This window comes from Dyadobacter luteus, from assembly GCF_003383615.1.
GTDB lineage: Bacteria > Bacteroidota > Bacteroidia > Cytophagales > Spirosomataceae > Dyadobacter > Dyadobacter luteus.
Map to the genome: position 1 here is coordinate 35,104 of NZ_QNUL01000027.1, position 24,258 is coordinate 59,361.

Below are 24,258 nucleotides of genomic sequence, written 5' to 3' on the forward strand. Positions count from 1 at the left end.
GGAATGGTTTCGGTTAACATCCGGAAGCATTCCTTTTTTCGTCTACACCATGATCACTTTTTACTGTACTTCGCGATCGCTTCCCTGATTTTTTCTTCCCTGTTGGCAGGACTTGGATGCGTACTCATAAACTCCACTCCACCATCTGAAGATTTGGCCAACACTTTCATCACAGCTAACAGCGCTTCCGGTTTATAGCCAGCAGCGACCATGTATTTCACACCAAAATCATCAGATTCGAGCTCATCACTCCTGCCGTAACTCAGGTCGATCAGCCGGGCGACATAACGTGCTGTTTGCGCTGTGGTGTAATCCCCTCCCGCTACTCCCGCAGCTCCTGCGAGTCCCTGCAGCAAATCTCCTTTTGCCATTTGTTCAGCAGAATGCCGTCCGATTACATGGCCTATTTCATGTCCTAATACCCCGGCAATTTCGTCGTCGGTTTGCAGCTGTTTCAGTAATCCGGCTGTGATGAATATTTGCCCGCCCGGTAATGCAAAGGCATTGATTGTTTTTTCGTCTGCCAATACATGAAAGTCAAACTGATACGGCGACTTGTCCGCCTCCGAATGACTAACAAGCTTTTTACCAATCGTCTTGATTTTAGTTTGTAATGACCTGTCATGATGCAAACCGCCAAACTCAGCAGCCATTTGCGGAGCAGATTTCAGACCAAGCTGTATTTCTTCTTCCGGAGTCAGCCCCACACGCTGCTTCTCTCCTGTCACAGGATTCACCTGGGTTTTGCTGAAATAGCTATACAACGTTCCCAAAATAACCATTAGGGCTAGTATCAACCGTGCTCCTATTTTGCGCATGATGAAAAATTTAAGCTGAATAAAATGCAAACAAAAAGTCCTGCACAAAAGTACAGGACCGACAATAATATCATTCATGGAGACTTACTCCAATCTTGCCGACTGAAGCTGCCCGTTGGTTTGCTGCCAAGCTCTGATCACCTGCGCCAACTGTTTGTATTCGATCAGGAAGCCATCGTGACCATATAAGGAATCAATCTCCTGGAAAACGGCATCCGGGATGTGTTTTGCAATGAATTGCTGCTCTGTAAGCGGGAACAGCAAATCAGATTTGATACCTAATACCAGTGTTTTGGCTTTCACCATACCAAGCGCATGCACAATTCCTCCTCTGTTTCTCCCCACATTGTGCGAATCCATGATTTTCGACAAAGTCCAGTACGAATACGCATTGAATCTTTTCATAAACTTATCACCCTGGTATTGCTGATAGGACGATGCCCTGAAATCATCAATCTGGTCAGGATTATCGCGCGCCTGGGTAAAGTTATAAGTATCATAATTGCGGTACGACAACAGCGCCATCGAACGCGCAGCTCTCATACCCAGTTTTCCTCCTTCTTCATGATCTTCCCTGTAAGTAGGATCGGCCTCAATAGCCATACGCTGCGATTCATTGAAAGCAATTCCCCAGGGCGAGTGAAGTGCATTGGAAGCGATCAGAATCAATTCTTCAAAAAGATCGGGAACCTCTACTGCCCATTCCAGCGCCTGCTGCCCGCCCAATGAGCCACCAATGCAAATATTGATTTTTCTGATTTGCAGCTCCTGCCGAAGTATTTCCAAAGTACCCACCACGTCCTTCACGGTAATAATCGGAAAATCACGGTAAAAGGGTTTTTGAGTCAATGGGTTGATCGAAGCAGGTCCGGTAGAACCATAGGCTGATCCCAATACATTGACGCAGACAATGAAGTATTTGGCCGGATCAAAATATTTCCCTTCTCCGACAAGCCCATCCCACCACTCGGCTGCAAAAGCATTTCCTGTAAGCGCGTGACATATCCAGACGATATTATCATCTGCCTCATTTCTGGTTCCGAGCGTTGTGTAAGCGAGTTCAAAGCCAGGCAGTTCACGACCCAGTTCAAGAGAATACGTATAAGGATATCTGAATATTTTTTGTTCCGCTTGCATAAGTGCCAGAGCACAGGTTTAATTATAAATCAGTTAAAAACGTATGTCAGGTGTAACAAAACACAAGCAATACGGAATAACCCACCTAATGAAAAACGGTTTCAGCGTCAGATACGAGATTAAAGCCATCCGGCTTACGGAAATTTCTAACTGTAAGTTCTTTTACGAATTGAGTTTATATCTCCTAAATAACTTAGGTGGGAATTAGCACCTTTCTCCTATTTGGTAGCAGGTTGCCAGAGGTTCGTAGAGCCCATTCTCTCGCCTCTTCTTTATAAATCAATCGCTGAATAGTGAAGCAATTGACTTGATGGCACAATATTAAGGCCGGATGGCTGAAAAAACAAATTCCGCATGGAATTATTTAAGTCGGTATATGTGTACATTTGCATCCTGTCTTCATTAACTATGGCACAACATTATCGTTTCAATAAAGAACAAGCATCACGTCGCCCGGGGGTAACTCCGCTGAAAGATGCTATTGAGCAAATGCTGGACAAGTACAAATTGAAGAATCGGTTTGATCAGTCCTATGTAGTTGCACATTGGGATAAAATCATGGGTGATGCAATTGCTTCCAGAACAAAGAAAGTCTTTATCAAGGATCGTACGCTTTTTCTTCAGATTGAATCTGCACCGTTACGCAATGAGCTGGTACGTGCCAAATACAAAATCATTGAATTAATTAACCGGGAAATGAAGAGTGACCTCGTAGAAGAAGTCGTGTTCATTTAACCTTCATTCGCCCGATGGATCTCTGCCTTTCTGATGTCACAAAACAACCATTCCGTTAATCCGATTGTATTTCCCCCGTTTCTGAAACCTGGTGATAAAGTAGGCGTAGTAGCTCCTGCAAGTGTGGTCAGATATGACGACCTGAAAGAAGGAATTGCTATGTTACGCGACGAATGGGAACTGGAAGTCGTGGAAGGAACAACTTTAAAAAGCAGTTTCAATCAGTTTTCGGCCACCGACGAAGACAGGCTTCAGGATTTGCAACGTATGCTGGATGACCCTGAAATTAAAGCCGTCATTGCTGCGCGTGGCGGATATGGCTGTTCCCGGATTATTGATCAGCTTGATTATAGCACACTTTTGAAATCCCCTAAATGGGTTGTAGGGTTCAGCGACCTGACGGCATTGTTGGCGGGTTTATATCAAAATGGGATTGCGGGTATGCATGCCCCCATGGCCAAGTCTATAACTCAAATCGGCGCAGTTGAAGCGGCTGAGTCCCTCAAAGGTGCTTTATTTGGAAATCTTCCTGTTTACGATATCTCTGCTCATGAGCTCAACCGTATCGGTGAGGCTTCCGGACAGTTGATCGGAGGTAACCTTTGCCTTTTTGCTCATCTTATCGGTTCTCCAACTGATACAGACACAAATGGCAAAATCCTCTTCATTGAAGATGTGAATGAATACATGTATAATCTGGACAGGATGATGATACAGCTGAAACGCGCCGGTAAGCTTGATCATCTGGCCGGACTTATTGTTGGTCAGTTTTCCGATATGCGGGACAATTCGTCACCCTCGTTCGGAAAAGATGCAAATGAAATTATTGCAGAACATACATCGACATACAAATATCCGGTTTGTTACAATTTCCCTGTGGGACATGTGGCCGACAACCGTACCATGATTGTTGGTGCTACTGCACATTTAGCTATTACAAAAGAGGGCGTTCAACTTCGCTTCCAAAACCCGTCAGCGGATCTGGTGTAGGTTATAGCCATAAATAAATTTAAGTTGTTCATTACTGTCATTGGCTCTTAAACATCGATTGCCTGGATAATCGCTAAGTGCCCGCAGCTATTTAAAACAATATGGAAACATTTAAAAATAAGGTAGTATGGATCACCGGCGCATCTTCCGGTATTGGTGAAGCCATTACGCTGGCATTTGCGAAACAAGGTGCAAAACTTGTTCTTACTGCGCGCAGAGAAGAAGAACTGGTACGTGTAAGTAAGCTGACTGGCCTACCTGAATCTTCTGTATTAATCCTGCCTATGGATGTAACAGACTTTGATAAAGCAGTTCCGGCAGCAGAAAGAATCATTCATACCTTCGGTCGGATTGATATCATGATTCACAATGCAGGCGTAAGTCAGCGTTCCTATATCGTTGATACCGATCTGGATGTGTACCGGAAATTGATGGATGTTGATTTCTACAGTACAGTTGCAATCACAAAAGCTGTGTTGCCGTATATGATTAAACAGCAAAGCGGCCATTTCATCGTGATCAGCAGTGTGGCAGGAAAAATCGGTACTATTATGCGTTCGGGTTATAATGCCGCGAAACATGCCTTGCACGGTTTTTACGATTCACTCAGAGCAGAAGGATACAAAGACAATATCAAAGTAACAACGGTGTGCCCCGGATATATCAGAACGAACATCTCTCTCAATGCTCTGAATGAATCAGGAAGTAAGTTTGGTAAAATGGACTCCAACCAGGCCAACGGTATTCCGGCAGATGAATGTGCCCGCCAGATATTGCAGGCTGTCAGCAAAGACAAAAAAGAAATTTATATAGGAGGATTAAAAGAAGTCGCCGCGATCTACCTCAAACGCTTTTTACCCAACGTTCTGTTTGATCAGGTGAGGAAGAATATACCGGAGTAAGGGTCAAGGGTTAATGGTTAATGGTCGAGGGGTAAATCGCCCCTCATTAACCATTAACAACTAATAATTAGTCGCTACAGGCTGAACGGCTTTGCGGAAGACAGCGTCCATTTAAACTAGCCTTGCTCCAATCGTTCAGCCCGCTAAAAAGCGTGCAGACCAGACAAGCTACTTCCAATCGCCCCTCATTAACCATTAACCACTAATAATTAACCCTTATTTCCTCCCTTCCATATAGTCTGTCGCCAACCTGCTCAGTGATCTTACACCTAACACCAGCCCGCTTTCATCAATATAAAAATCAGGAGTGTGATGGGGAGCAGCTTCCAGTGGATTCTTACCTTTTGGCATACCTCCTAAAAAGAAGAAAAAACCGGGTACCTTTTGCTGAAAATAGGAGAAGTCTTCAGCTCCGGTTTTAGCCGACGTAAGAATGACGTTTTCCTTTCCTGCCACACTTTGCAACGTGCCCACCATCTTTTCTGTAAGCGGTACATCGTTGAATGTAACAGGGTATAATACATCAATTTTCACATTGGCGGTCGCTCCTGCGCTCTCAGCAATATTGGTTGATATTTCGGTAATCCGTTTATGAACGTGGCTGTGCATTTCTTCGTCGAATGTCCTGATGGTACCAATCATTTTTACCTCCTCAGGAATGATATTCTGACGAATTCCACCATGAATCGCCCCAACAGTTACAACGGCCGGTGCTTTGGTAATATCCAGATTACGGCTTACTATCGTCTGCAGACCTGTTACAATCTGAGATGAGGTCACAATCGGATCTACTCCCGACCATGGATACGCGCCATGCGTTTGTTTTCCTTTTACATCAATACTGAAAAAATCCACTGCAGCCATGGTAGCCCCGGGCTTGTATGCGATCGTATTAACCTCTGTTTGTGAATTGATATGCAGGCCAAAAATCGCATCTACTTTCGGATTTTCAAGTACCCCTTCCTTCACCATCAGTTTCGCACCTCCCTCTTCACCTTCCGGCGCTCCCTCTTCGGCCGGTTGGAATATAAATTTGACGGTTCCTTTCAGATCCGACTTTACTGACGCCAGCACTTCAGCAACTCCCATCAATATAGCCACGTGCGTATCGTGCCCACATGCATGCATTACACCGGTAGCTTGTCCGTTATATTCCGCTTTCACATTGGACTTGAAAGGCACATCTACTCTTTCCGTTACCGGTAATGCATCCATATCTGCCCTTAATGCTACAACCGGCCCCGGCTTTCCACCCTTCAGCAATCCGACAATACCTGTGTGAGCAACTCCTGTTTGTACTTCAATCCCCAACTGTTTCAGGTGTGCTGCAATTTTTTCAGCAGTCTTAAATTCCCGATTGCCAAGTTCCGGATTCTGGTGAAAATCGCGGCGCCATTCCACCACTTTGGATTCCAGAGATTTTGCCTTTTGGTCAATCTTCGTATTCAGGTTTTGGGCAGAAGCAAAAAAGCCGGAGAGCGCAAGGAAGGAAAATGGTAAAACTGTTTTCAGATTCATAGGTATCAAAATATCAATATTTAAAAATTGGTAAGAGAAGCAAGTATTTTGAGCTTAGCAAAAAGATAGTAAAATAATCCAGTGGCTTACCAGACTAAAGCAAATAAATGTTTTAAAACACAAAAGGCCATCTCTCTCAAGATAGCCTTTTGCTCCGCAGGTCAATTTACTGTTTATCCCAGAAAATCCTTACCTGTTGATTGGTTTTCTGTGCAGGCAGGTTAATTGGATTGGTATCCACTTCAGACTGCGGATAATACAGAGAGCGTGGTACAGCAGGCTCCATCGGATTTGCCGGTAAAGTCAAAGCCGGATAACCTGTTCTTCTGTAATCTGTCCATGGCTCTACAGCTACCCCATAAAGGGCCACATACTTTTCCTCAATAATCTGTTTGATCATTGCTTCACTGGCACCTGCAAGTGTTCCATTCGCTGTCAGGTAAGTAGCAATAGCAGCATCAGCTACCCCAGCACTTTTCATACTCGCTGTAATCCCTTTGCTAAACCATTCCTGAGCAACTCCGTTTGCACCACGAGCCGCAGCTTCAGCACGGATAAAACAGTATTCTGCATAAGTCAGCATCCGGATTGGTGCAGTTCCGTTATAAGTTAAAGCCGTAGCCAAAATCCCACCATCTGCATTGGGTGTAGGCGTACCGGAAACCGTCCCACGCAGATATGTATGCATCCGAGAGTAATTTACAGTACCTGGATCACCTGCCTTCACACCTTTATAATTTGTTGAACCGTAGGGAAATGCAGTAAAATAGCTGGATCTTCTTGGGTCCAGTTTTGAATTCATCAAATCCACAAAGTCAGCACCTGGAAAAAGATAATTAGGCCTGCTTATCTCATAAGCATGAATAGGATTCCGACGATTCGCCTCATCCAAAAATGCCATTTGGAAACTATCCTCGTTACCTTCCATAAACACCGCATTCGATCCCAGCAGCGTATTGATCTGCTGCGTCATAAACGCAGGATCTACTTTACTATAATGAATATAGATTCGCAGCTTCAATGTATTAGCCAGTTTCTCCCACTGCTTTTTAGTTGTGGCAAATGCGCCGGGAAAAATAACAGAATTTGTTCCCGGAGAAAGTGCACTTGTTTCCGCTTTGACCTCAGTGATACCTTCATTCAGGAGAGTGATCAGGTTGGTGTAGATCGCAGAGGCTTCATCATAAGCAGGCTGTGTATTCTGATCAAGCATAAGAGCCTGAGCATAGGGAATATTACCCCACATGTCCACAGCCAACTGATATTGATACGCTTTCATGATTTTGGCAACCCCCGAATAATGAGGACTTCCACTAGCTGTTGCATTTTTAATGATAAGTTCAAGATCGCTCAATGTTGTCGCAAACATACTCGACCACAAATTGTTCTGATCACTACCTGTAATATTAAATCGATTATACTCGAATGTTTGAAAGCCAGGTGACGCTTGTCCTGAAAATTGTTGGGTAAGAATAGACGCATAACGAAACTTATCACTTCCCCCTTCAAAACCAAGGTTTACCTGAGCAGCTGTAAGTAATTGAGGCAAAGGAGCATTGGTAGATACAATATTGTCTGGGTCTGTATTGATATCCAGAAAATCAGAACAGCCTGTGAACAGTACACTCCCCAAAGCGAGCCCTGCTGTAAGTATATATGATATTTTTTTCATAATAGATTCGTAAGTAATTAATCAGTCCTGTGAAAACGGCTTCGATAGCTTTTTCCCTCCGGTTAAATTAGAATGATGCTCTCAGAGATACACCCATGGAACGTGTCTGTGGAAGTGCATTAAATTCCAGCCCTTGTGCGTTAGATACGCCTAAAGCATTTTGTTCAGGATCAAAGTGAGGATAATTAGGTGTGTGCATCCAAAGGTTGCGTCCAAATACACTTGCCTCCACACTACCAAACGGAGTTCTGGTTAATATTTTTGATGGAATTTTATAGCTTAAAGAAGCTTCTCTTAGCCTTACCCATGATGTTTCCAGAATATATCCTTCAGCAGCGGCATACTTACCTGAGTTACCCCAATATTGCTCCACAGTAACAGGAACCGTATTTGCTTCTCCTGCTGCATTCACCCCTTCAAAAAGATACGGTGTAGTTGCCGTTCCGTCAGCATTGAATCTTTCGAACTCCGCAGTTTCAGCTGCGACACCGTTTCTGCGGATATCTGCAATATTACGGCTATACTGGTCACCACCTTTTTTGATGTCAATCAGGAACGAAAGGTTAAATCCTTTTACAGAAAGACTGTTGTTAATCCCCAAAAGGAATTTAGGATTAGGATTACCGATTTTTTCAACTCCCGTTGTAATTAAAGGCAAGCCAGTAGCCCCGATAACCATTGGAGAGCTTCTATCCTGACTTCCGTCTTCCAATTGTCTCTGGCGCAGGTATGCATTACCATAAATCTGACCATATTCGTCACCTTTTACCAATCGGATATTTGGTGTTGTAAATCCACCCAGGAAGATATTAGGCACATTATCGGCCAATTCTTCCACTTTGCTCTTAAACTGAGTATAGTTGAAAGTAAGCCCCCAGTTCACTGATTTCGTTTTTACAGGCACTACAGTCACTCCAAGTTCAACCCCTTTGTTGCTCATTCTACCTGCGTTTTTGGTCACACTGGTAATTCCGGAAGCACCCGAAACAGGGACTGAGAATATAAGATCTCTTGATTTTTGCTGGTAAACAGTTCCCTCGAATGTCAGTCGCGATTTGAACAGAGAAAACTCAGCAGCAATTTCTTTGTTGGTTGTGAACTCAGGCCCAAGTCCTGAATTACCTGCAGTATTACTCAAAGTAAATCCTTGTAAGCCGTTATAAGGAAAACTCACAACCGGACCAAAGCCATCGCTGGAGCTCGCTCCTACAAAGTACGAATCCGTGCTGTAAACGAAATCGGTACCAGCTTTACCTACGGTGGCTATGTTTCCTCTGAGTTTAATATTGTCGATTACATCATTTTTAATTGTCGGGAACAATTCAGTAATGTTCAAAGAAGCAGCTACTGCATTGTACAGGTATGATCTGTTGTCTTTCAGGAATGTAGAAGACCAGTCATTTCTTAAAGTTACGTTTACACTGGCGATACTCTTGTAGCCAAACGTCAGATCCCCGTACAAACCGATTAGTCTCACTTTGCTTGAACCAAAGCTTGGATTGTAAGTGGTCGTATTTTTCATTTGTTCAAAGTCTCTCACAATCACTCCTAAGCCGGTTACAGAACTGGTTCTGTTATAAATCTGAGAAACTTCATTACCAACGATCAAAGCAGATGTAAAATCTCCGAAGTTCTTCGTTGCGGTAAAGAAAAGGTTCGAGTTAAAGTTTCTGTACTGGTTTCTGCGCTCCAACACACCACCTGCACCTCCAGCTGTAGTATTTGCTGCTCCTCTTGCTCCTATCTGATCATATCCATGAATGAAAGTAGAGTACACATCCGTTCCTAATTTGTAGTCAGCATTCAGCCAGTCAGTGATGTTATATTTAAGTGCAACGTTACCTATAACACGGTTGATCTCGTCGTTGTAGCGGTTGTGTTTGATAGTCCAGTAAGGATTGTCTTCTCCACCAAAATACGTTTGATTTCCGGCTGCATCTTCAAACGGCAGGCCGGTAAGGTCATAACTACGCGGCATAAACCATGCACGGAATAGCGGGCTACTCAACTGGTTACCCTGCTGCGTTCTTTTTGAATGGTTATTCACATAATTTGCAGAGACACTCACATTCAGCTTTTTGTTGACCTGATATGCAGTATTCAAAGAGAAGTTATGTCTTTCCAGTTTATTGATATCGATAACGCTGGTGTTACTCAGATATCCATAAGAAAAGCGGAAAGAACTTTTGTCGTTACCACCGCTGAATCCCAGATTACCCTGGAAGTTCTTACCTTTTTGAAATATGTCCTTTACGTTATTAGGATAAGCCTGTAGCTGCTCTTCTTCTCTGAAAAAGTTGGTTACCGTTTGCCCTGCAATTTTAGGTCCCCATGAAGAAGCAGATGTGTTGATGTAACGCCCACCTGTCCCCTGTCCATATTCATTCTGATAATCCGGAAGGCGATTCACTTCTTCTATAGCATAAGAAGTCGAGAAGGTAACTGAATTTTTCTGATTCAGACCACCCTTTTTAGTAGTGATCAGGATTACACCGTTAGATGCTCTCGAACCATACAATGCAGCAGCTGATGGCCCTTTAAGAACTGTCATCGTTTCAATATCATCCTGATTAATATCAATGGCGCGGTTGGATGGAGGTACACCCGTCTGAAGTGCCGTACCGCCTCCACCATTGTCAATAGGGACACCATCTATTACAAACAATGGCTGATTACTTCCTGTAAAAGTAGTGTTACCTCTGATTACGATACTGGATCCGGTGAAGGCTCCACCACTACCACTTACTCTCACACCCGGAACTTTACCTGCCAGTGCATTCGTCACGTTGGTAGTACGTGCCTGGGTGAGCTCTTCGGTATTAAGCTGGGTTACACCGTATCCGAGGGTTTTCTTATCTCTCTTAATACCAAACGCTGTAACAACTACTTCCGAAAGATTCTGAATATCGTTGTCCAGAGTGATATTCAGAACCGATTTTCCTGCAACGTCAACTTCCTTAGTTACAAAACCAATAAAGCTAACTACCAACGTGGCATTCGAGCTCGTAGAAATAGAATATGCACCTTCTGCATTAGTGGTGGTTCCGGCGGTAGTTCCCTTCACTAAAATTGAAACACCTGGTAGCAACGAGCCATCTTCGCCCGAAGTAACCGTGCCCGTGATCACCTTATTTTGCGCCAGTACCACACCAGAGCAAAACAAGCACAAAAACAATAAATACTTCCTCATACTTAATAAGTTAGGTTTAGAGATAAATAAAACAAGAAATGAAAAATGAAATACAAAACAGAATGAGTCATCTACATCTGTTTACCAAGCCAGTATATGGCGGAAACTGATATAGATAAGCGTGATCTAAGTCTCTTTGTAAAGTGGTTTCAAGTGACTGTTAGCTACCGCAAAACCAGGTACCAGCGAACTCAAATAACCTTTTCTTATTGCTTAGAAATAAAAACTCAGACGTTGAAATTGTCGGTGAACAAGCGGAGAATGTAGAATACGAATCATATTATTGAAGTTAGGTTTGTTATATTTTCATAAGTTACAAAAAATAAACAATCACCAAACACTATGACCTGCATTTTGAATTATTTTCAAATTATTATTCTGAATAATATACAAAAATGACAATTTTTATTCTTAAAATGATCAATTACTCAGCATTATCAAATGGTCCGCATAATATCCCGCAAACCATTACAGAATTATTTTTAACAATATCATAAATCGGGTGTTGCACTTCTAAATTGAATCTGCACAACATTATAACTGATATTGCAAACAACCCCGATTCCTTTCTTCAATTTTCGAAATCACAATAGTTGAACAATGACCTCGTATAACGCAAAAGGCCACCCCTTTTGGAATGGCCTTTTGAACTAATAATCTAAAACACTTATTAGTAATTTGGATTCTGCTTAATTACAGGATTCTGAGTAACCTCAGTTTCCGGAATAGCCCAGATAAATCTGAAATCTGCGTAAGGAATAGCAGGCTGGCCCGGAGTGTATGCAGTTGCACATACAAAGTTAGTTAAGCCAGCTGTTCCGTTCACCGCTTTCGCAGGAATTCCACCGGTTGAGTAATCGGCATCCATTACCAATCTTGAAATATCATTCCAACGCTTACCTTCAGCTATAAACTCAATTCTTCTTTCTTTAAGGATAGATTTTACCAACGCTACTTTGTTACCAAACTTAGCTGCAGTATAACCTTCAGTTTCAGGCGCTGCAAGAGATCTGTTACGAACTGTGTTCAACAAATCCAGAGCACGAGTACTTACTCCTGTTGCCACACGCGCTTCCGCTTCAGCCAAAGTCAAAAGAACTTCTGCATATCTGATTTGCGGAGCATAATCTCCCCAGGTATTGTAATCTCTGTATTTAGTTGAGAAAATACTCTGAGTACCCGCTGAGTTAGTTCCAGCAACAGTCAGAAGTGTTCTTCTTTTATCAGTGCAAAGCCATTCTGCATCGTTGTAGATAATAGGAGACAAAGACAACAACCCACGTCCGTTCAGGTTAGCCGCTCCGTACATACGGGACAAGCCTGCGTTTGTACTTGGTGCATCTACTGCGTCATTCTTTACAGAGAAAATACTCTCAGTAGAATTGTTGTTTGCAAACGGACCATCAGGAGAAGCTGTCAAAGCCCATGCACCGATAGGACTTACTACACTTGTTGGAGCCAAAGGATTAACTGTTGCAGGAACCAGTTTATTTCCCTCTGCAACTACACCTGTCCAGTCACCCTTGTGCGTTTTAATTCTCATTTTCAAGGCAATAGCAGCAGCCTTAGTAGCGCGATATGTAAATATCTTCGCAGGAAGGTTAGCTTCTGCAAAATCAAGATCTGCCAGTATTTTGCTATAAACACTATCAACACGCATTCTTGGTGTATTCAAGATGTTTGTCACCGCAGTACTGGAAGTAATAGGCTCCTCTCTGTATGGTACACCTACCTGTGTTCCGTTTCCATCCAAATAAGGACGTGACCAGTGAAGCAATGCTTCGTGGTGCGACAATGCTCTCAGGAAACGGCTTTCTGCTTCGTATTGAGTCGCCACTTCCGCAGTCAGAATTCCCGTTTGGCTAGCCTGACGGAAACCTGCGATGGCTACGTTTGCTTTGTTGATCAGGGCATAAATACCTTTCCAGTGTGCAACACAGTTTGCGGAGTTAGAGTTGTAAGTTCCCTGATAAGTGATCTGGTAGAACGCCTGAACGTTCACAACATCTTCCCCACGGGCATCACCTTGCTGAATATTTGCAGAACCGAAAGGATACCCTCTGTTTTCTGTTGTATTTGAAGTATAATAGGAACCCTGTGCTGCATCATATACTCCGTTCAAAGTCAAAAGACATCTGTCTGCAGTTGAGAACGCACTTGCATCTGTTACCGAGTTATATGGAGATGTATCCAGTACACTTTCACAACCAGCCAGGAAGACTCCCAAACCAACCACCAATAATATTTTTTTCATAGTTATAATACTTTAAGAAATTAGAAACCTACAGACAAACCGAATGAAATCGTTCTTACCTGCGGAGATACAGCCGCATCTACACCCAACGAACTGATATTATCTGGATCAGCTCCTTTGTATTTCGTCCACACATGTAGGTTTTGTCCTTGTGCATATACTTTCAGATTGTTCACATAACCTCTTGTCCATTTAGACAAATTGTTTCCATTGAAAGAATAGCTCAACACAATATTTTGTAGTCTCAGGTAATCTCCGCTTTCAACCCAACGTGAAGATGCATTACCCGTTGTGTTCATGTTAGCAGCCAAACCATTATAAAGTCTTGGCACATCTGTAACCTGACCTGGTGTTGTCCATCTGTCAAGAATCTCTTTTCCGTTGTTTTGGAAGCTTTGGTTAAACAGAATTTCCTGACGGGTAAAGTTCATGATTTTGTTACCTCCCGAATATCTCAACATTACTTCCAGACCAAATCCTTTGTAAGCAAAGTTGTTGGTCAAAGCACCGAACCAAGTAGGAACACCTTGTCCTAAATTCACCTTATCAGCCGATGAAAGAGAAGTTGCATCTCCCAGAGTACCGTCAGAAGCGCTGTTAGCTGTATAGAATACACCACGACTTTTTTCGCTGGTAGTATTAAACTGAATAAGTGTTCCGTCCGCTTTCAGGAACATTGCATTACCATTGGCAGAGTTCACTCCTGCACTGCGGTATCCGTACAAAATATTGATAGGATCACCTACACGAATGATGTTGTATACACCATTTTCAATAAACTGAACAGGAGCACCACCGCTTTGGTACAACGAAACAATCTTATTCTTCACTTTGCTATAGTTGAAGTTAGCATCCCACGTAAAGTCTTTTCCTCTCAGGATACTACCACCGATAGAAAGCTCGATACCTTTGTTCTGAAGCTTACCGATGTTTTGAGAAATCGTTCCGCCACTTGCAGTCTGCGATCCCGGAATACCTGCACTCATAGGAGTAGGTACATCCAAAACCATATTATCAACATTGTTCAGGAACCAGTCAGCACTTACGTGGAATCTGTTATTGAAAATTCCAGCATCAATACCTACGTCATATTTGGCACTGGTCTCCCATTTCAACTCAGGGTTACCTACACCTGTTGGTCCGATACCTGGCAAGTTACCGTAAGGGGTACTTCCGTATCTGCTCAGATAAGGATAGCTTGTCAATGTGTTTCCTACTTTGGCATAAGAAGCTTTCAATTTCAGATCACTCACTACTCTGCTCAATCCATCAGAACCTTTCCAGAAACCTTCTTCTGAAACTCTCCAACCTGCAGAAAAACCTGGGAATACCCCATACTTACTGCCTGGGGACAATGCGCTTTGTCCGTCACGACGGATAGTAGCCTGGACGAAATAACGACCTGCAAAATCATAGTTTAAACGACCAAATATCGACGTAAAACCTCTTTCATCGTAGTTACCGCCAACTACCTGCGTACTTGCTGAGTTTGAGATAACGTTTTTGCCAATGAAGAACGCATCTGACAACGCTTTACCATCAGCACTGAACCACTTGTAAGTTTCTTTCTGAATTTCATTACCCCCTGTAAGGAAGAAGTTATGCTTATCAAGAGAGAAATTATAGTTAAAGTAGTTAGACCAAACCAATCTCAATTGGTTCTGTGTAGCATTATAGTTCTGTCCTGTTCCATATCCATCACCGTGGAAAAGATTCAATCCCTGGTAGCTGTAGTCAGTAAATAAATCCACACCCACCTGGCTTCTTATTTTCAAACCCTCAATAGGAGAAACTTCCACGAATGAGTTATTGATGATACGGTATTTATCAGAAGAATATTTGTTTGCACGAGAAGTGAATGCAACGTTATTGAAATTATCATCCACAGTCTGAGAGTTAGGACCAGGAGTCATTGATCCCGAAGTAGGATAATTGATGTTGTATCCCGTTACATTGCTTTCCAGGTATGGAGAAACGTTTGGCAACAACCTCAAAGAAGCGGCGATAGCACCACCCAAAGAGCTTGATCCGTTGTTTCCATCAGTATCTACCTGACGGCTCAATGTTATGTTGTTACCCACTTTCACAAACTTATTCACTTCGTAATCAAGATTCATACGAGCTCTGTAAGATTTGTTGCTGTTATTAATAATAATACCTTTCTGATCAGTATAACCAAGTGACAAATAGTAGTTCAATTTGTCACTACCACCAGACACACTCAGGTTATGGTTGTGAGCAGCAGCATTATTGATCATCACTTCATTCTGCCAGTTAGTATCATAAGAAGGTGCTGAAGTATTCACGCCCGCTCTTGCAGCCAAACCTGCATTAGCAAGCTTTTCATTAGCAATTGTTACAAACTCATTGGCATTCAGAAGGTCAAATTTCTTTAAAGCAGAGCTGAAACCAACGAAACCATCATAAGTTACTTTTGCTTTTCCTTTCGCTCCTCTTTTAGTGGTAATAAGAATTACCCCTGCAGCAGCTCTTGAACCGTAAATAGCAGTTGCAGAACCATCTTTAAGGATTTCCATGCTCTCGATATCGCTTGGGTTAATATCACCCAATGCGTTAGAGTTACCTACAGATGCAAGGTTACCAGAGATAATGGGGATACCATCCACAACGATCAAAGGATCATTGTTCTGGTTGATTGAGTTCACACCTCTCACGCGTATACGTGCAGGAGTGTTCACACCACCACCACTATTTGTAACCTGTACCCCTGTCGCACGACCAGCAAGCTGCTTGTCAATAGAAGGAGTTACAAGGTTCGTAAATTGCTTGGTATCGATACTTGAAGCGGAACCAGTGAAAGCTTTCTTCTGCTGCACACCATAACCAACAACAACTACCTCGCCCAGTGCTTTTACATCGGAGGTCAGTGAAATATTAAGAACACTTTGAGATCCTACCGAAACTTCTTTGAATAAGAAACCTACGTAGCTAAAAGTTAACGCGGTTCCTGTGGATGGCACATCTATCGAAAAGTTACCAGTGGCATCAGTACTTGTACCAACAGTTGTACCTTTTATCAAAATATTCACCCCTGGCAAGACACTCCCGTCCTCCTCAGCAGTCACTTTTCCTGTTACGGTGCGGTTTTGCCCATATGCAACACCTGCAAGCAACAGGTACAAGAAAACTTGTAATCTTTTCCTCATACTTGAATTAATTAACTAGTTAGGTTTATAAAAAAAATGTAAAACAAAAATTCATGGATTAAAACTTACCACAGCATATAACATATCCATATAGATCATCCTACCGGTTAAGCGCTAAGCTTACGGCATACCAGATATATTACAAGAGAGCACTAATGCAACACTGCTTACAATAAAATTCAGATTAGAATAACTGTGATGGCATAAAGACCTGACATCGAAGAAGAGTAGATAGAGGATTAATCATATTTTTTTAAAGTTAGGTTTGTTATGTAATACTACTGTTGCAAAAGTAACTATTGTTTTGACCACCACAATAAAATTTTGAAGATTTATCAAAATATACTTTGGTTTACGCTTACTAAATGGCAAATTTTCTATTTAAAAAGGCATTTATTGCCAATTTTTCAACTGATCAATTTTCTGTATTACTGGGATATTTCTTTCTTTTTTATAAAAATCAGGCACTGGTGTTACATTATTATCACTAAAAGTCACATTTTTTAACAATAATTTAATTCCACCCTATTTCTGATCGTATAGCCATTTTCTCTTCAAAAAAATTTAAGCTAGCCTGGCATCTGAAATACACAACTCCTTCACGATCATAAGAATAATACAATTATAGCCTACTAAAATCGGGTAGCTTATTTACCTTCCCTGCCATAAAGGATTCATTCAACTTCAGTGATTGCCTGGACCTTTCCGTACGGATACTTAGTACTTATGTATCTCAGTCCCAATGCAACAGATTACATTTTTTTTCGGTTGGCACATAATTTATAATCAGTAAAAACAACGCTTTCTACACATCCGAATATCCTTACGGATTTCTACAAAAATTGTGTAACAATCGGTTAATAAATCATTTCAAAACAAAATAAAAATTCAAAAAAATGGGCTTACACCACACAACTCTGATTTGTCAAAAATTGAAATATTTTCAATAAATAGACTATACTACAGAAATTAGTTACATCAAATAGTACTATAACATCTACATTATTGACAAAATCATAATTCAATTATTAAGATTGTGTTAATGATATATTATTTTTGCATTGTTTACATTAACCAACTTTAACCAAATCAAATCGTATGAGGAAGATTATATTATTCTGCTTTACGATGACTGTGCTATTCAGCATGCATGTCTCGGGGCAAAATCTTGCGGTTACCGGCGTGGTGTCCGCAGAAGACGGGTCGATTTTACCCGGTGTGAGTATTACTGTGAAAGGTACTACCCGCGGTACTACCACAGATGAAAATGGAAAATATTCCATAGATGTACCTGGGAATGTGTCATTGAGTTTCAGCTTCATTGGATTTCAAACCCAGGAAATCGCTGTTAGCGGTCAGTCGGTAATTAACATTACACTTAAAAATGACATCAGCCAACTGAATGAAGTGGTGGTTACGGCTCAGGGTATTCAGCGTGAAAAGCGCTCACTGGGTTATGCCGTTTCTGAAATCAAAGGTGACGTTGTCAACAAGGTTCCTGAGCAAAACTTTGTCAATTCCTTGAATGGTAAAGTATCAGGTGTACAGGTGACTTCAGGTGGTGCTCCGGGCCAGGCAGCCAGGATTACGATCAGAGGTGGTGCCAAATCTATCTCTGGTGATAACCAGCCTCTGTTTGTTATTGATGGAATCCCTGTTAGTAATGACAACGATGGAAGTGGAGCTGCTAACGAGGTAAGCGGTGCAGCAACGCCTAACAGAGTGGGAGATATCAACCCGAATGATATCGAATCAATCAGCGTACTGAAAGGTAGTGCAGCTTCTGTACTATATGGTAACAGAGGATCTAACGGGGTCGTTTTGATCACAACCAAATCCGGTAAAGGAACAAAGGGCAAACCTGTCATCACGGTTAATTCGAATATCGGTATTGATAATGCATTGAGACTGCCATCTTACCAGACCAAATTTGCACAAGGTAACAGAGGTGCTTATCTTGAAGGTACATCCTTATCATGGGGGCCAGAAATTACTGGTCAGCAGGTAACGAGCGCAGCTGCAGGCGGAACTACCAACCTGACGGTTCACGATCCCCGTGCCGATTTCCTTAAAACAGGTGTTACGATCAACAACAACGTAAGTATTTCTCAAACACTTGAAAAAACTACTTTTTACGTATCTGTTGGTCAGAACAAGCAAACTGCAATTGTCCCTAACCAGGGTTACAGCAAAGCAAACTTCAGAACGAACGTAACTACTAATCTTTCTGACAAGATTACAGCTGGGATTAATGTAGGTTACACAAAAAGTAACGGTGATGTACCCTATTTGGGACAGGATGGAAACAACCCATTCTTCTCACTATTTCACGTTCCTGTAAGCTGGGATCTTAATGGCTATGGTTATCAGAATCCAACTACAGGCAGACAAATCAACTTCCGTGGAGGAGCGTTTGACAACCCACTTTGGACAGTAAACAAAACCTACTTCAATACTAAAAATGATCACTTCATCGGAGGTTTGAACTTTGCTTATACGCCAACTTCCTGGTTGAACTTTACGTACAGACTGGGTATGGATCAGTACACTGATAACCGCCAGTCTTTCAGAGATATCTACACAGGAGGTAATCCAAATGGATATCTGAGCAATGACATCGTGAGCAGACAACAGATTACTTCAACTTTCGTTGCGAATCTGAGCCACAGCTTCAACGATGATTTCTCAGGAACACTTTCAATCGGACACGATTACAACCAGAGAAAATATGACCGTAACGCGCAAACTGCTACCATGCTTGCATTGCCGGGAATTGCTCACATGAACAATGCTACGGCTTTCGATCCTGATTACGAATATCATTCCAAAAGAAATCTGATCGGAACATTTGCTGATTTGCGTTTGGACTACCGCAATTACCTGTTCCTTGGCGTAACTGTAAGAAACGAGTGGTCTTCTACTTTGCCACAAGCTAACAGAAGCTTCCTGTATCCGGGTGTGAACGCTTCGTTTGTATTTACAGAAGCGTTTAACATTAATCCTGATGTTCTTAATTTCGGAAAGGTGAGATTGAGCTGGGCCAAAACTGCCAGAGATACGGATCCTTACAGATTACAAAGTACATATATATTGGCAAGCGCGACTGACGGGTTCACAGACGGTGTAACTTTCCCATACATTGGTCTGCCAGGTTACATGGTTAACTCTACAGTGAACAATCCAAATCTGAAACCTGAGTTTACAAGAGAAGTTGAAGCAGGTGTTGAATTGAAATTCTTCAAGAACAGACTTGGTGTGGATTTCACCTATTTCAATAACCGGAATACAGACGGTATCATTTCATTGGACGTAGCTCCAAGTACAGGAGCTTCTTCTCTGATCGTTAACTCTGGAAGAACTACGAACAAGGGTATCGAAGTAGGATTGGATTTCCAGGCAATTAAAACAAAGGATTTTAACTGGAATGTTGGTGTAGTATACAGCCGCATTCGCACAGAAGTCAATGAACTTTACGGAGATCTTGACAAATTATATCTGGGTGGATTTAGTGGTAACCCGGCTATCTACGCAGTTAAAGGTGAAAGGTATGGTAGTATAATAGGTGCAGGTTATAAAAGAACTAACATCAATGGCGTTCCTAATCCAAATGGCGCAATATCAACAGATGCGGATGGATATCCCCTTCTTGAAGACGGCTTGATTCTGGGACATATAGAACCAAACTGGACTGGTGGAATCACAAATACATTTACCTATAAAGGTATCAGACTTTCAGCATTGTTTGACACCCGCCAAGGTGGCCATATATTCAGCGGAACATCACAACTGTTAGATAACTATGGGGTTTCAGACAGAACCCTGGACCGCGGAACTAACATCGTTTTTGACGGAGTTGACGAAGAAACCGGTGTTAAAAACGATGTTTCAGCCGTGAAGGACCAGGATTGGTATGGATACGTAAGCGGATCGAACGCGGAAGCTCACGTTTACAAAAACAACTGGGTTAAACTTCGTGAAGCTAATCTTTCTTACACATTCAATATCAAGAGAAGCATTCTGCAGTCAATCGACTTGGGTGTTTATGGTCGTAACCTGGCACTTTGGACCAAGGTTCCGGATATTGATCCTGAATCCAGCTCATTCGGTTCTGGTAACGGACAAGGAGCAAGCCGTATGGCCTATCCTTCTACACGTTCACTTGGTGTAAATGTTAAGTTGACTTTCTAAAAGAAACAGATATGAAATTTTTCAATAAAAAATATATCTATCCTGCCGTGATGGCTTCGTTCCTGATGGTAACCGGAACCGCCTGTGAGGATAGTCTGAACATCAATACAGACCCAAACTCATTTACTGATGTTCCGTTACGTACTATTTTGCCAGCCGCTCAGGTAAATCTTGCTTACGCCCTTGGGGGTGATGCCAGCCGATATACCGGTTCCATCGTTCAATATTATGGCGGTCACCGCGGTCAGCCTCTGGAATACAGCCAATTTACATTCAACCCATCTACAACGGATACGTTTTGGGATAGAATGTATACTTCTGTTCTCACTCAAATGAAGGCCGTAATGGCTAAAGCTGATGAAAATGATGATAAGATATATACCGGTATTGCTCAGATCACTACCGCTCAGACAATTTCTATCTTAACTGATATTTTCGGAGATATTCCCTACAGTGAAGCACTTCTCAGCACTGAGAATATTACTCCTTCTTATGATAAGCAGGAAGCGATTTATACAGCTTTGATTGATTTGCTGAATCAGGGTATAGCGAATGTAAAATCAGGGCAGGGAACCAAACCAGGTACTGATGATCTGGTGTATGGAGGCGATGTTGCCAAATGGGAAAAGTTTGCAAACTCTCTTAAACTGAGACTTTACAATCACCTGAGCAAAGTACAGCCCAATGCGGCTGCGGAATTTCTTGCAACCAATCCTGCTCTGATTACTGCCAATGCAGACAATGCGAAAGTCACTTTTGGTGCAAATGCTTCTAATGCCAACCCTATTTACCAATTCGACGTATTGTCGGGTAGAAAAGATATGGCGGTATCAAGCACAATCGTGAATAAACTAAAAGCGCTGTCCGATCCGAGAATTCCTGTGTATTTCCATGGAATTGCGAATGGAGCGAACGCAGGACAGTATGTTGGTAACGGTCCTGGTGTGAACGATGACGATTCAGGCGAGACTAAGTTTTCAAGAGTGGGAAGTTTTTATGCATCAAGCACTTCTCCGGTTGTTTTCCTGAGTGCTGCAGAGGTACAGTTTATCATTGCTGAGGTACAGTTCCGCAAAGGAGACCAGGCTGCTGCTACAACTGCTTACAATGCTGCTGTAAAAAATGACTTTGCTGCCTTGGGACTTTCCGCTGCATCTGATGCGTACCTGGCAACGACTGCTGTCAAATATGACAATACTTTAAACAGGATTCTGGAGCAGAAATGGATTACCATGTATCAGGCTCCTTATGAAGCATGGGTTGACTGGCGTCGTACCGGCTTCCCTCAGCTTGCTATACCGGTAACAAACTTTAATGGTGGTGTTACGCCAAGAAGATTACCATATCCGCAATTGGAATTGAACCTGAACCGTCAGTCCATTGAGGCAGGCCCTGGTTTCCTTACTTCTGTTGAAGCGATGAAATCAAGAGTATGGTGGGATAAAGAATAATCCCTGTTGGAAAAGAATATGAGAAAAACCGCTACAAATCATTGTGGCGGTTTTTCTCGTTTAAAGTATATAATTATTCCTGTATAAGCTGCCATTTCAATTTTTCATTAACTTTGAAAATCAATAGCATTACAATCAGCTCATGGAATTTTTAAAAAGCCAACGCCTCAACAATCTTAAGTATGAGATCAGAGGTGCTACGTATCAGAAAGCACTGGAACTCGAAAGCCAGGGTTTTAAAATCCACAATCTGAATATTGGTAATCCGGCACCTTTCGGGTTCGATTCTCCGGATGAAATCGTACATGATATCATCATGAACTTACGAAATGCTCAGGGTTATTCAGATTCAAGAGGTCTGTTTGCCGCGCGCAAAGCCGTAATGCACTACACCCAAACCATCGGTATTCAGGATGTAGAAATCAATGATATTTTTATAGGGAACGGCGTAAGTGAGCTCATTTTGCTCTCAATGCAGGCACTGCTCAATCCCGGAGACGAAGTACTCGTCCCAAGTCCTGACTATCCGCTTTGGACGGCTTCTATTGCCCTGAGTGGCGGAACACCGGTACATTATATATGTGACGAGCAGGCCGACTGGAATCCGGATCTGGAGGATATGGAGAAAAAAATCACTTCCCGTACTAAAGGTATTGTACTCATCAACCCGAACAATCCAACTGGTGCAGTATATGAAAAAGACGTCTTGTTGCGTATAGCCAAAATGGCTGAAGAACACGGCCTGATCATTTTCTCAGATGAGATTTATGACAAAATCCTGTACGACGGAGCTGTACACTATCCGATGGGTTCTCTCGTGACGGATACATTATGCGTCTCTTATGGAGGTCTGTCCAAAAACTACCGTTCTGCCGGTTTCCGTGGAGGGTGGATGATATTGAGCGGAGCCAAACAAAAAGCCAGGTCCTATATGGAAGGACTTTTGTTGCTGGCGAGCCTTCGTCTATGTGCGAACGTTCCTACGCAATATGCCATCCAGACTGCCCTGGGAGGGTACCAAAGTATCAATGAACTGATTACTCCGAATGGAAGACTTTATAAACAGATCAATCTGGTGTATGACCGGCTGGTTTCTATACCGGGCATCACTTGCGTAAAACCCAAAGGATCTCTGTACGTTTTTCCTAAAATTGATCTCAAAAAGTTCGGCCTCAAAAATGACGAGCAGTTTGTTTATGATTTACTGAGCGAACAAAAAGTACTTGTCGTGGCAGGAACAGGCTTCAATTATAAAAGCGATGACCATTTCCGAATCGTTATTTTGCCAACACTTGATGAACTGAACCAGGCGATGGATAAACTGGAATTTTTCCTTGAAAACCGTCGTGTACTCTCGTCAAGAACCGTGGAAGATGTTATCGCCTGATTTTCAGTTTAACTCGAACCTAATTTTATTGATCATCAATGATACTGCAAGACCCATCACTACAGGAAGCCAAAAGACAACGACTTTTTCTGGTTTTATGCGGTATCTTTCTTACAAATGCACTGATAGCTGAAATTATCGGTGGTAAAATTTTCTCGGTGGAGGCGCTTCTGGGCATTCCGCCAGCCCAGTTGCTGATCGGTGGTCAGCGACTGGACTTTAACATGACAGCCGGTGTAGTGAACTGGCCTGTCGTTTTTATTACTTCAGATATTATCAATGAGTATTTTGGTAAAAAAGGTGTAAAACGCATCTCTTATCTTACTGCCGGTTTCATTGTATATACTTTTATTACAGTATTGGTAGCTACCAAACTTCCTCCCGCACAATTCTGGCTGGATCTGAATGGTAAAGACAATGCCGGAAATGTATTCAATATCAACGATGCTTTCACCCGGATTTTCAATCAGGGGTTGGGTATTATGGTAGGATCTATCGTGGCTTTTTTACTCGGACAATTACTGGATATTTCCGTTTTCTCATGGCTTCGTAAAAAAACAGGAGGTAAGTATATCTGGCTTCGGGCAACAGGTTCTACCATGTTTTCTCAATTGATTGACAGTTTCCTTGTAATCGGTATCGCCTTTTACGTATTCGGAAACTGGGATCTGAAACAGGTGTTTTCAGTAGGAAGTATTAATTATCTGTACAAAGGGATGATCGCCATTTGCCTTACGCCACTCCTTTACATAGCACATTATTTTATAGACGGATACCTGGGCAGGGAATACGCAGAAGCACTCACGCACAAAGCTTCGGAAGAGTAAGGGGCAAATGGAAAAGGGCATG

14 protein-coding genes and 1 riboswitch are annotated in these 24,258 nt (G+C 42.3%); of the genes, 7 read left to right on the plus strand and 7 right to left on the minus strand.

From position 1 onward, the window contains the following. Positions 1 to 53: 53 nt before the first annotated feature. Both DSL64_RS23590 and DSL64_RS23595 read right to left on the minus strand, forming a co-directional pair. Positions 54 to 818: a M48 family metalloprotease gene (locus DSL64_RS23590; protein ID WP_115833454.1), complete on the minus strand. Its 765-nt coding sequence runs from the start codon at positions 816 to 818 to the stop codon at positions 54 to 56. Between the two features lie 84 nt (positions 819 to 902). Beyond that, positions 903 to 1,955: a homoserine O-acetyltransferase family protein gene (locus DSL64_RS23595; RefSeq protein ID WP_115833415.1), complete on the minus strand. Its 1,053-nt coding sequence runs from the start codon at positions 1,953 to 1,955 to the stop codon at positions 903 to 905. 172 nt (positions 1,956 to 2,127) lie between these two features. Then, a riboswitch (SAM riboswitch) is annotated at positions 2,128 to 2,236 on the minus strand. Positions 2,237 to 2,363: 127 nt separating this feature from the next. Between DSL64_RS23595 and DSL64_RS23600 the strand changes: the two genes are divergently transcribed. The 3 genes from DSL64_RS23600 (at position 2,364) to DSL64_RS23610 (ending at position 4,582) form a co-directional block, all read left to right on the plus strand. Further along, positions 2,364 to 2,690, plus strand: coding sequence for a DciA family protein (locus DSL64_RS23600; protein WP_115833416.1), 327 nt, complete (start codon positions 2,364 to 2,366; stop codon positions 2,688 to 2,690). Positions 2,691 to 2,723: 33 nt separating this feature from the next. After that, positions 2,724 to 3,680, plus strand: coding sequence for a S66 peptidase family protein (locus DSL64_RS23605; RefSeq protein WP_115833417.1), 957 nt, complete (start codon positions 2,724 to 2,726; stop codon positions 3,678 to 3,680). A 101-nt stretch (positions 3,681 to 3,781) separates the two neighbouring features. Further along, positions 3,782 to 4,582 carry an SDR family oxidoreductase gene (locus DSL64_RS23610; protein ID WP_115833418.1) on the plus strand — a complete coding sequence of 267 codons (801 nt, stop codon included), beginning with the start codon at positions 3,782 to 3,784 and terminating at the stop codon, positions 4,580 to 4,582. A gap of 216 nt (positions 4,583 to 4,798) precedes the next feature. On the opposite strand, the gene DSL64_RS23615 is transcribed toward DSL64_RS23610, so the two are convergent. From DSL64_RS23615 to DSL64_RS23635, 5 genes are all read right to left on the minus strand, one after another. Then, positions 4,799 to 6,100 (minus strand): amidohydrolase, encoded by a 1,302-nt coding sequence (locus DSL64_RS23615; RefSeq protein ID WP_115833419.1) that lies wholly within the window; start codon positions 6,098 to 6,100, stop codon positions 4,799 to 4,801. Positions 6,101 to 6,266: 166 nt separating this feature from the next. Next, positions 6,267 to 7,772, minus strand: a complete 1,506-nt coding sequence (locus DSL64_RS23620) for a SusD/RagB family nutrient-binding outer membrane lipoprotein (protein WP_115833420.1) — start codon at positions 7,770 to 7,772, stop codon at positions 6,267 to 6,269. A gap of 67 nt (positions 7,773 to 7,839) precedes the next feature. Continuing rightward, positions 7,840 to 10,962: a SusC/RagA family TonB-linked outer membrane protein gene (locus tag DSL64_RS23625; RefSeq protein WP_115833421.1), complete on the minus strand. Its 3,123-nt coding sequence runs from the start codon at positions 10,960 to 10,962 to the stop codon at positions 7,840 to 7,842. A gap of 670 nt (positions 10,963 to 11,632) precedes the next feature. Further along, positions 11,633 to 13,216, minus strand: coding sequence for a RagB/SusD family nutrient uptake outer membrane protein (locus DSL64_RS23630; protein WP_115833422.1), 1,584 nt, complete (start codon positions 13,214 to 13,216; stop codon positions 11,633 to 11,635). A gap of 20 nt (positions 13,217 to 13,236) precedes the next feature. Further along, positions 13,237 to 16,383, minus strand: coding sequence for a SusC/RagA family TonB-linked outer membrane protein (locus DSL64_RS23635; protein ID WP_115833423.1), 3,147 nt, complete (start codon positions 16,381 to 16,383; stop codon positions 13,237 to 13,239). A 1,098-nt stretch (positions 16,384 to 17,481) separates the two neighbouring features. Between DSL64_RS23635 and DSL64_RS23640 the strand changes: the two genes are divergently transcribed. From DSL64_RS23640 to DSL64_RS23655, 4 genes are all read left to right on the plus strand, one after another. Further along, entirely contained in the window at positions 17,482 to 20,571 is a 3,090-nt protein-coding gene (locus DSL64_RS23640; protein WP_115833424.1) for a SusC/RagA family TonB-linked outer membrane protein, read from the plus strand. Positions 20,572 to 20,582: 11 nt separating this feature from the next. After that, positions 20,583 to 22,022, plus strand: a complete 1,440-nt coding sequence (locus DSL64_RS23645) for a SusD/RagB family nutrient-binding outer membrane lipoprotein (protein ID WP_115833425.1) — start codon at positions 20,583 to 20,585, stop codon at positions 22,020 to 22,022. 142 nt (positions 22,023 to 22,164) lie between these two features. Continuing rightward, the gene (locus tag DSL64_RS23650; protein WP_115833426.1) at positions 22,165 to 23,409 is read left to right on the plus strand and encodes a pyridoxal phosphate-dependent aminotransferase; all 1,245 of its coding nucleotides are present in this window, start codon (positions 22,165 to 22,167) and stop codon (positions 23,407 to 23,409) included. Positions 23,410 to 23,447: 38 nt separating this feature from the next. Next, positions 23,448 to 24,236 (plus strand): queuosine precursor transporter, encoded by a 789-nt coding sequence (locus DSL64_RS23655; protein WP_115833427.1) that lies wholly within the window; start codon positions 23,448 to 23,450, stop codon positions 24,234 to 24,236. The last annotated feature ends 22 nt before the right edge of the window (positions 24,237 to 24,258 follow it).

Bases quoted from the DNA above. Each gene is read 5' to 3' on its own strand.
- DSL64_RS23590 (WP_115833454.1), bottom strand. From the start codon at position 818: ATGCGCAAAATAGGAGCACGGTTGATACTAGCCCTAATGGTTATTTTG.
- DSL64_RS23595 (WP_115833415.1), bottom strand. From the start codon at position 1,955: ATGCAAGCGGAACAAAAAATATTCAGATATCCTTATACGTATTCTCTT.
- DSL64_RS23600 (WP_115833416.1), top strand. From the start codon at position 2,364: ATGGCACAACATTATCGTTTCAATAAAGAACAAGCATCACGTCGCCCG.
- DSL64_RS23605 (WP_115833417.1), top strand. From the start codon at position 2,724: ATGTCACAAAACAACCATTCCGTTAATCCGATTGTATTTCCCCCGTTT.
- DSL64_RS23610 (WP_115833418.1), top strand. From the start codon at position 3,782: ATGGAAACATTTAAAAATAAGGTAGTATGGATCACCGGCGCATCTTCC.
- DSL64_RS23615 (WP_115833419.1), bottom strand. From the start codon at position 6,100: ATGAATCTGAAAACAGTTTTACCATTTTCCTTCCTTGCGCTCTCCGGC.
- DSL64_RS23620 (WP_115833420.1), bottom strand. From the start codon at position 7,772: ATGAAAAAAATATCATATATACTTACAGCAGGGCTCGCTTTGGGGAGT.
- DSL64_RS23625 (WP_115833421.1), bottom strand. From the start codon at position 10,962: ATGAGGAAGTATTTATTGTTTTTGTGCTTGTTTTGCTCTGGTGTGGTA.
- DSL64_RS23630 (WP_115833422.1), bottom strand. From the start codon at position 13,216: ATGAAAAAAATATTATTGGTGGTTGGTTTGGGAGTCTTCCTGGCTGGT.
- DSL64_RS23635 (WP_115833423.1), bottom strand. From the start codon at position 16,383: ATGAGGAAAAGATTACAAGTTTTCTTGTACCTGTTGCTTGCAGGTGTT.
- DSL64_RS23640 (WP_115833424.1), top strand. From the start codon at position 17,482: ATGAGGAAGATTATATTATTCTGCTTTACGATGACTGTGCTATTCAGC.
- DSL64_RS23645 (WP_115833425.1), top strand. From the start codon at position 20,583: ATGAAATTTTTCAATAAAAAATATATCTATCCTGCCGTGATGGCTTCG.
- DSL64_RS23650 (WP_115833426.1), top strand. From the start codon at position 22,165: ATGGAATTTTTAAAAAGCCAACGCCTCAACAATCTTAAGTATGAGATC.
- DSL64_RS23655 (WP_115833427.1), top strand. From the start codon at position 23,448: ATGATACTGCAAGACCCATCACTACAGGAAGCCAAAAGACAACGACTT.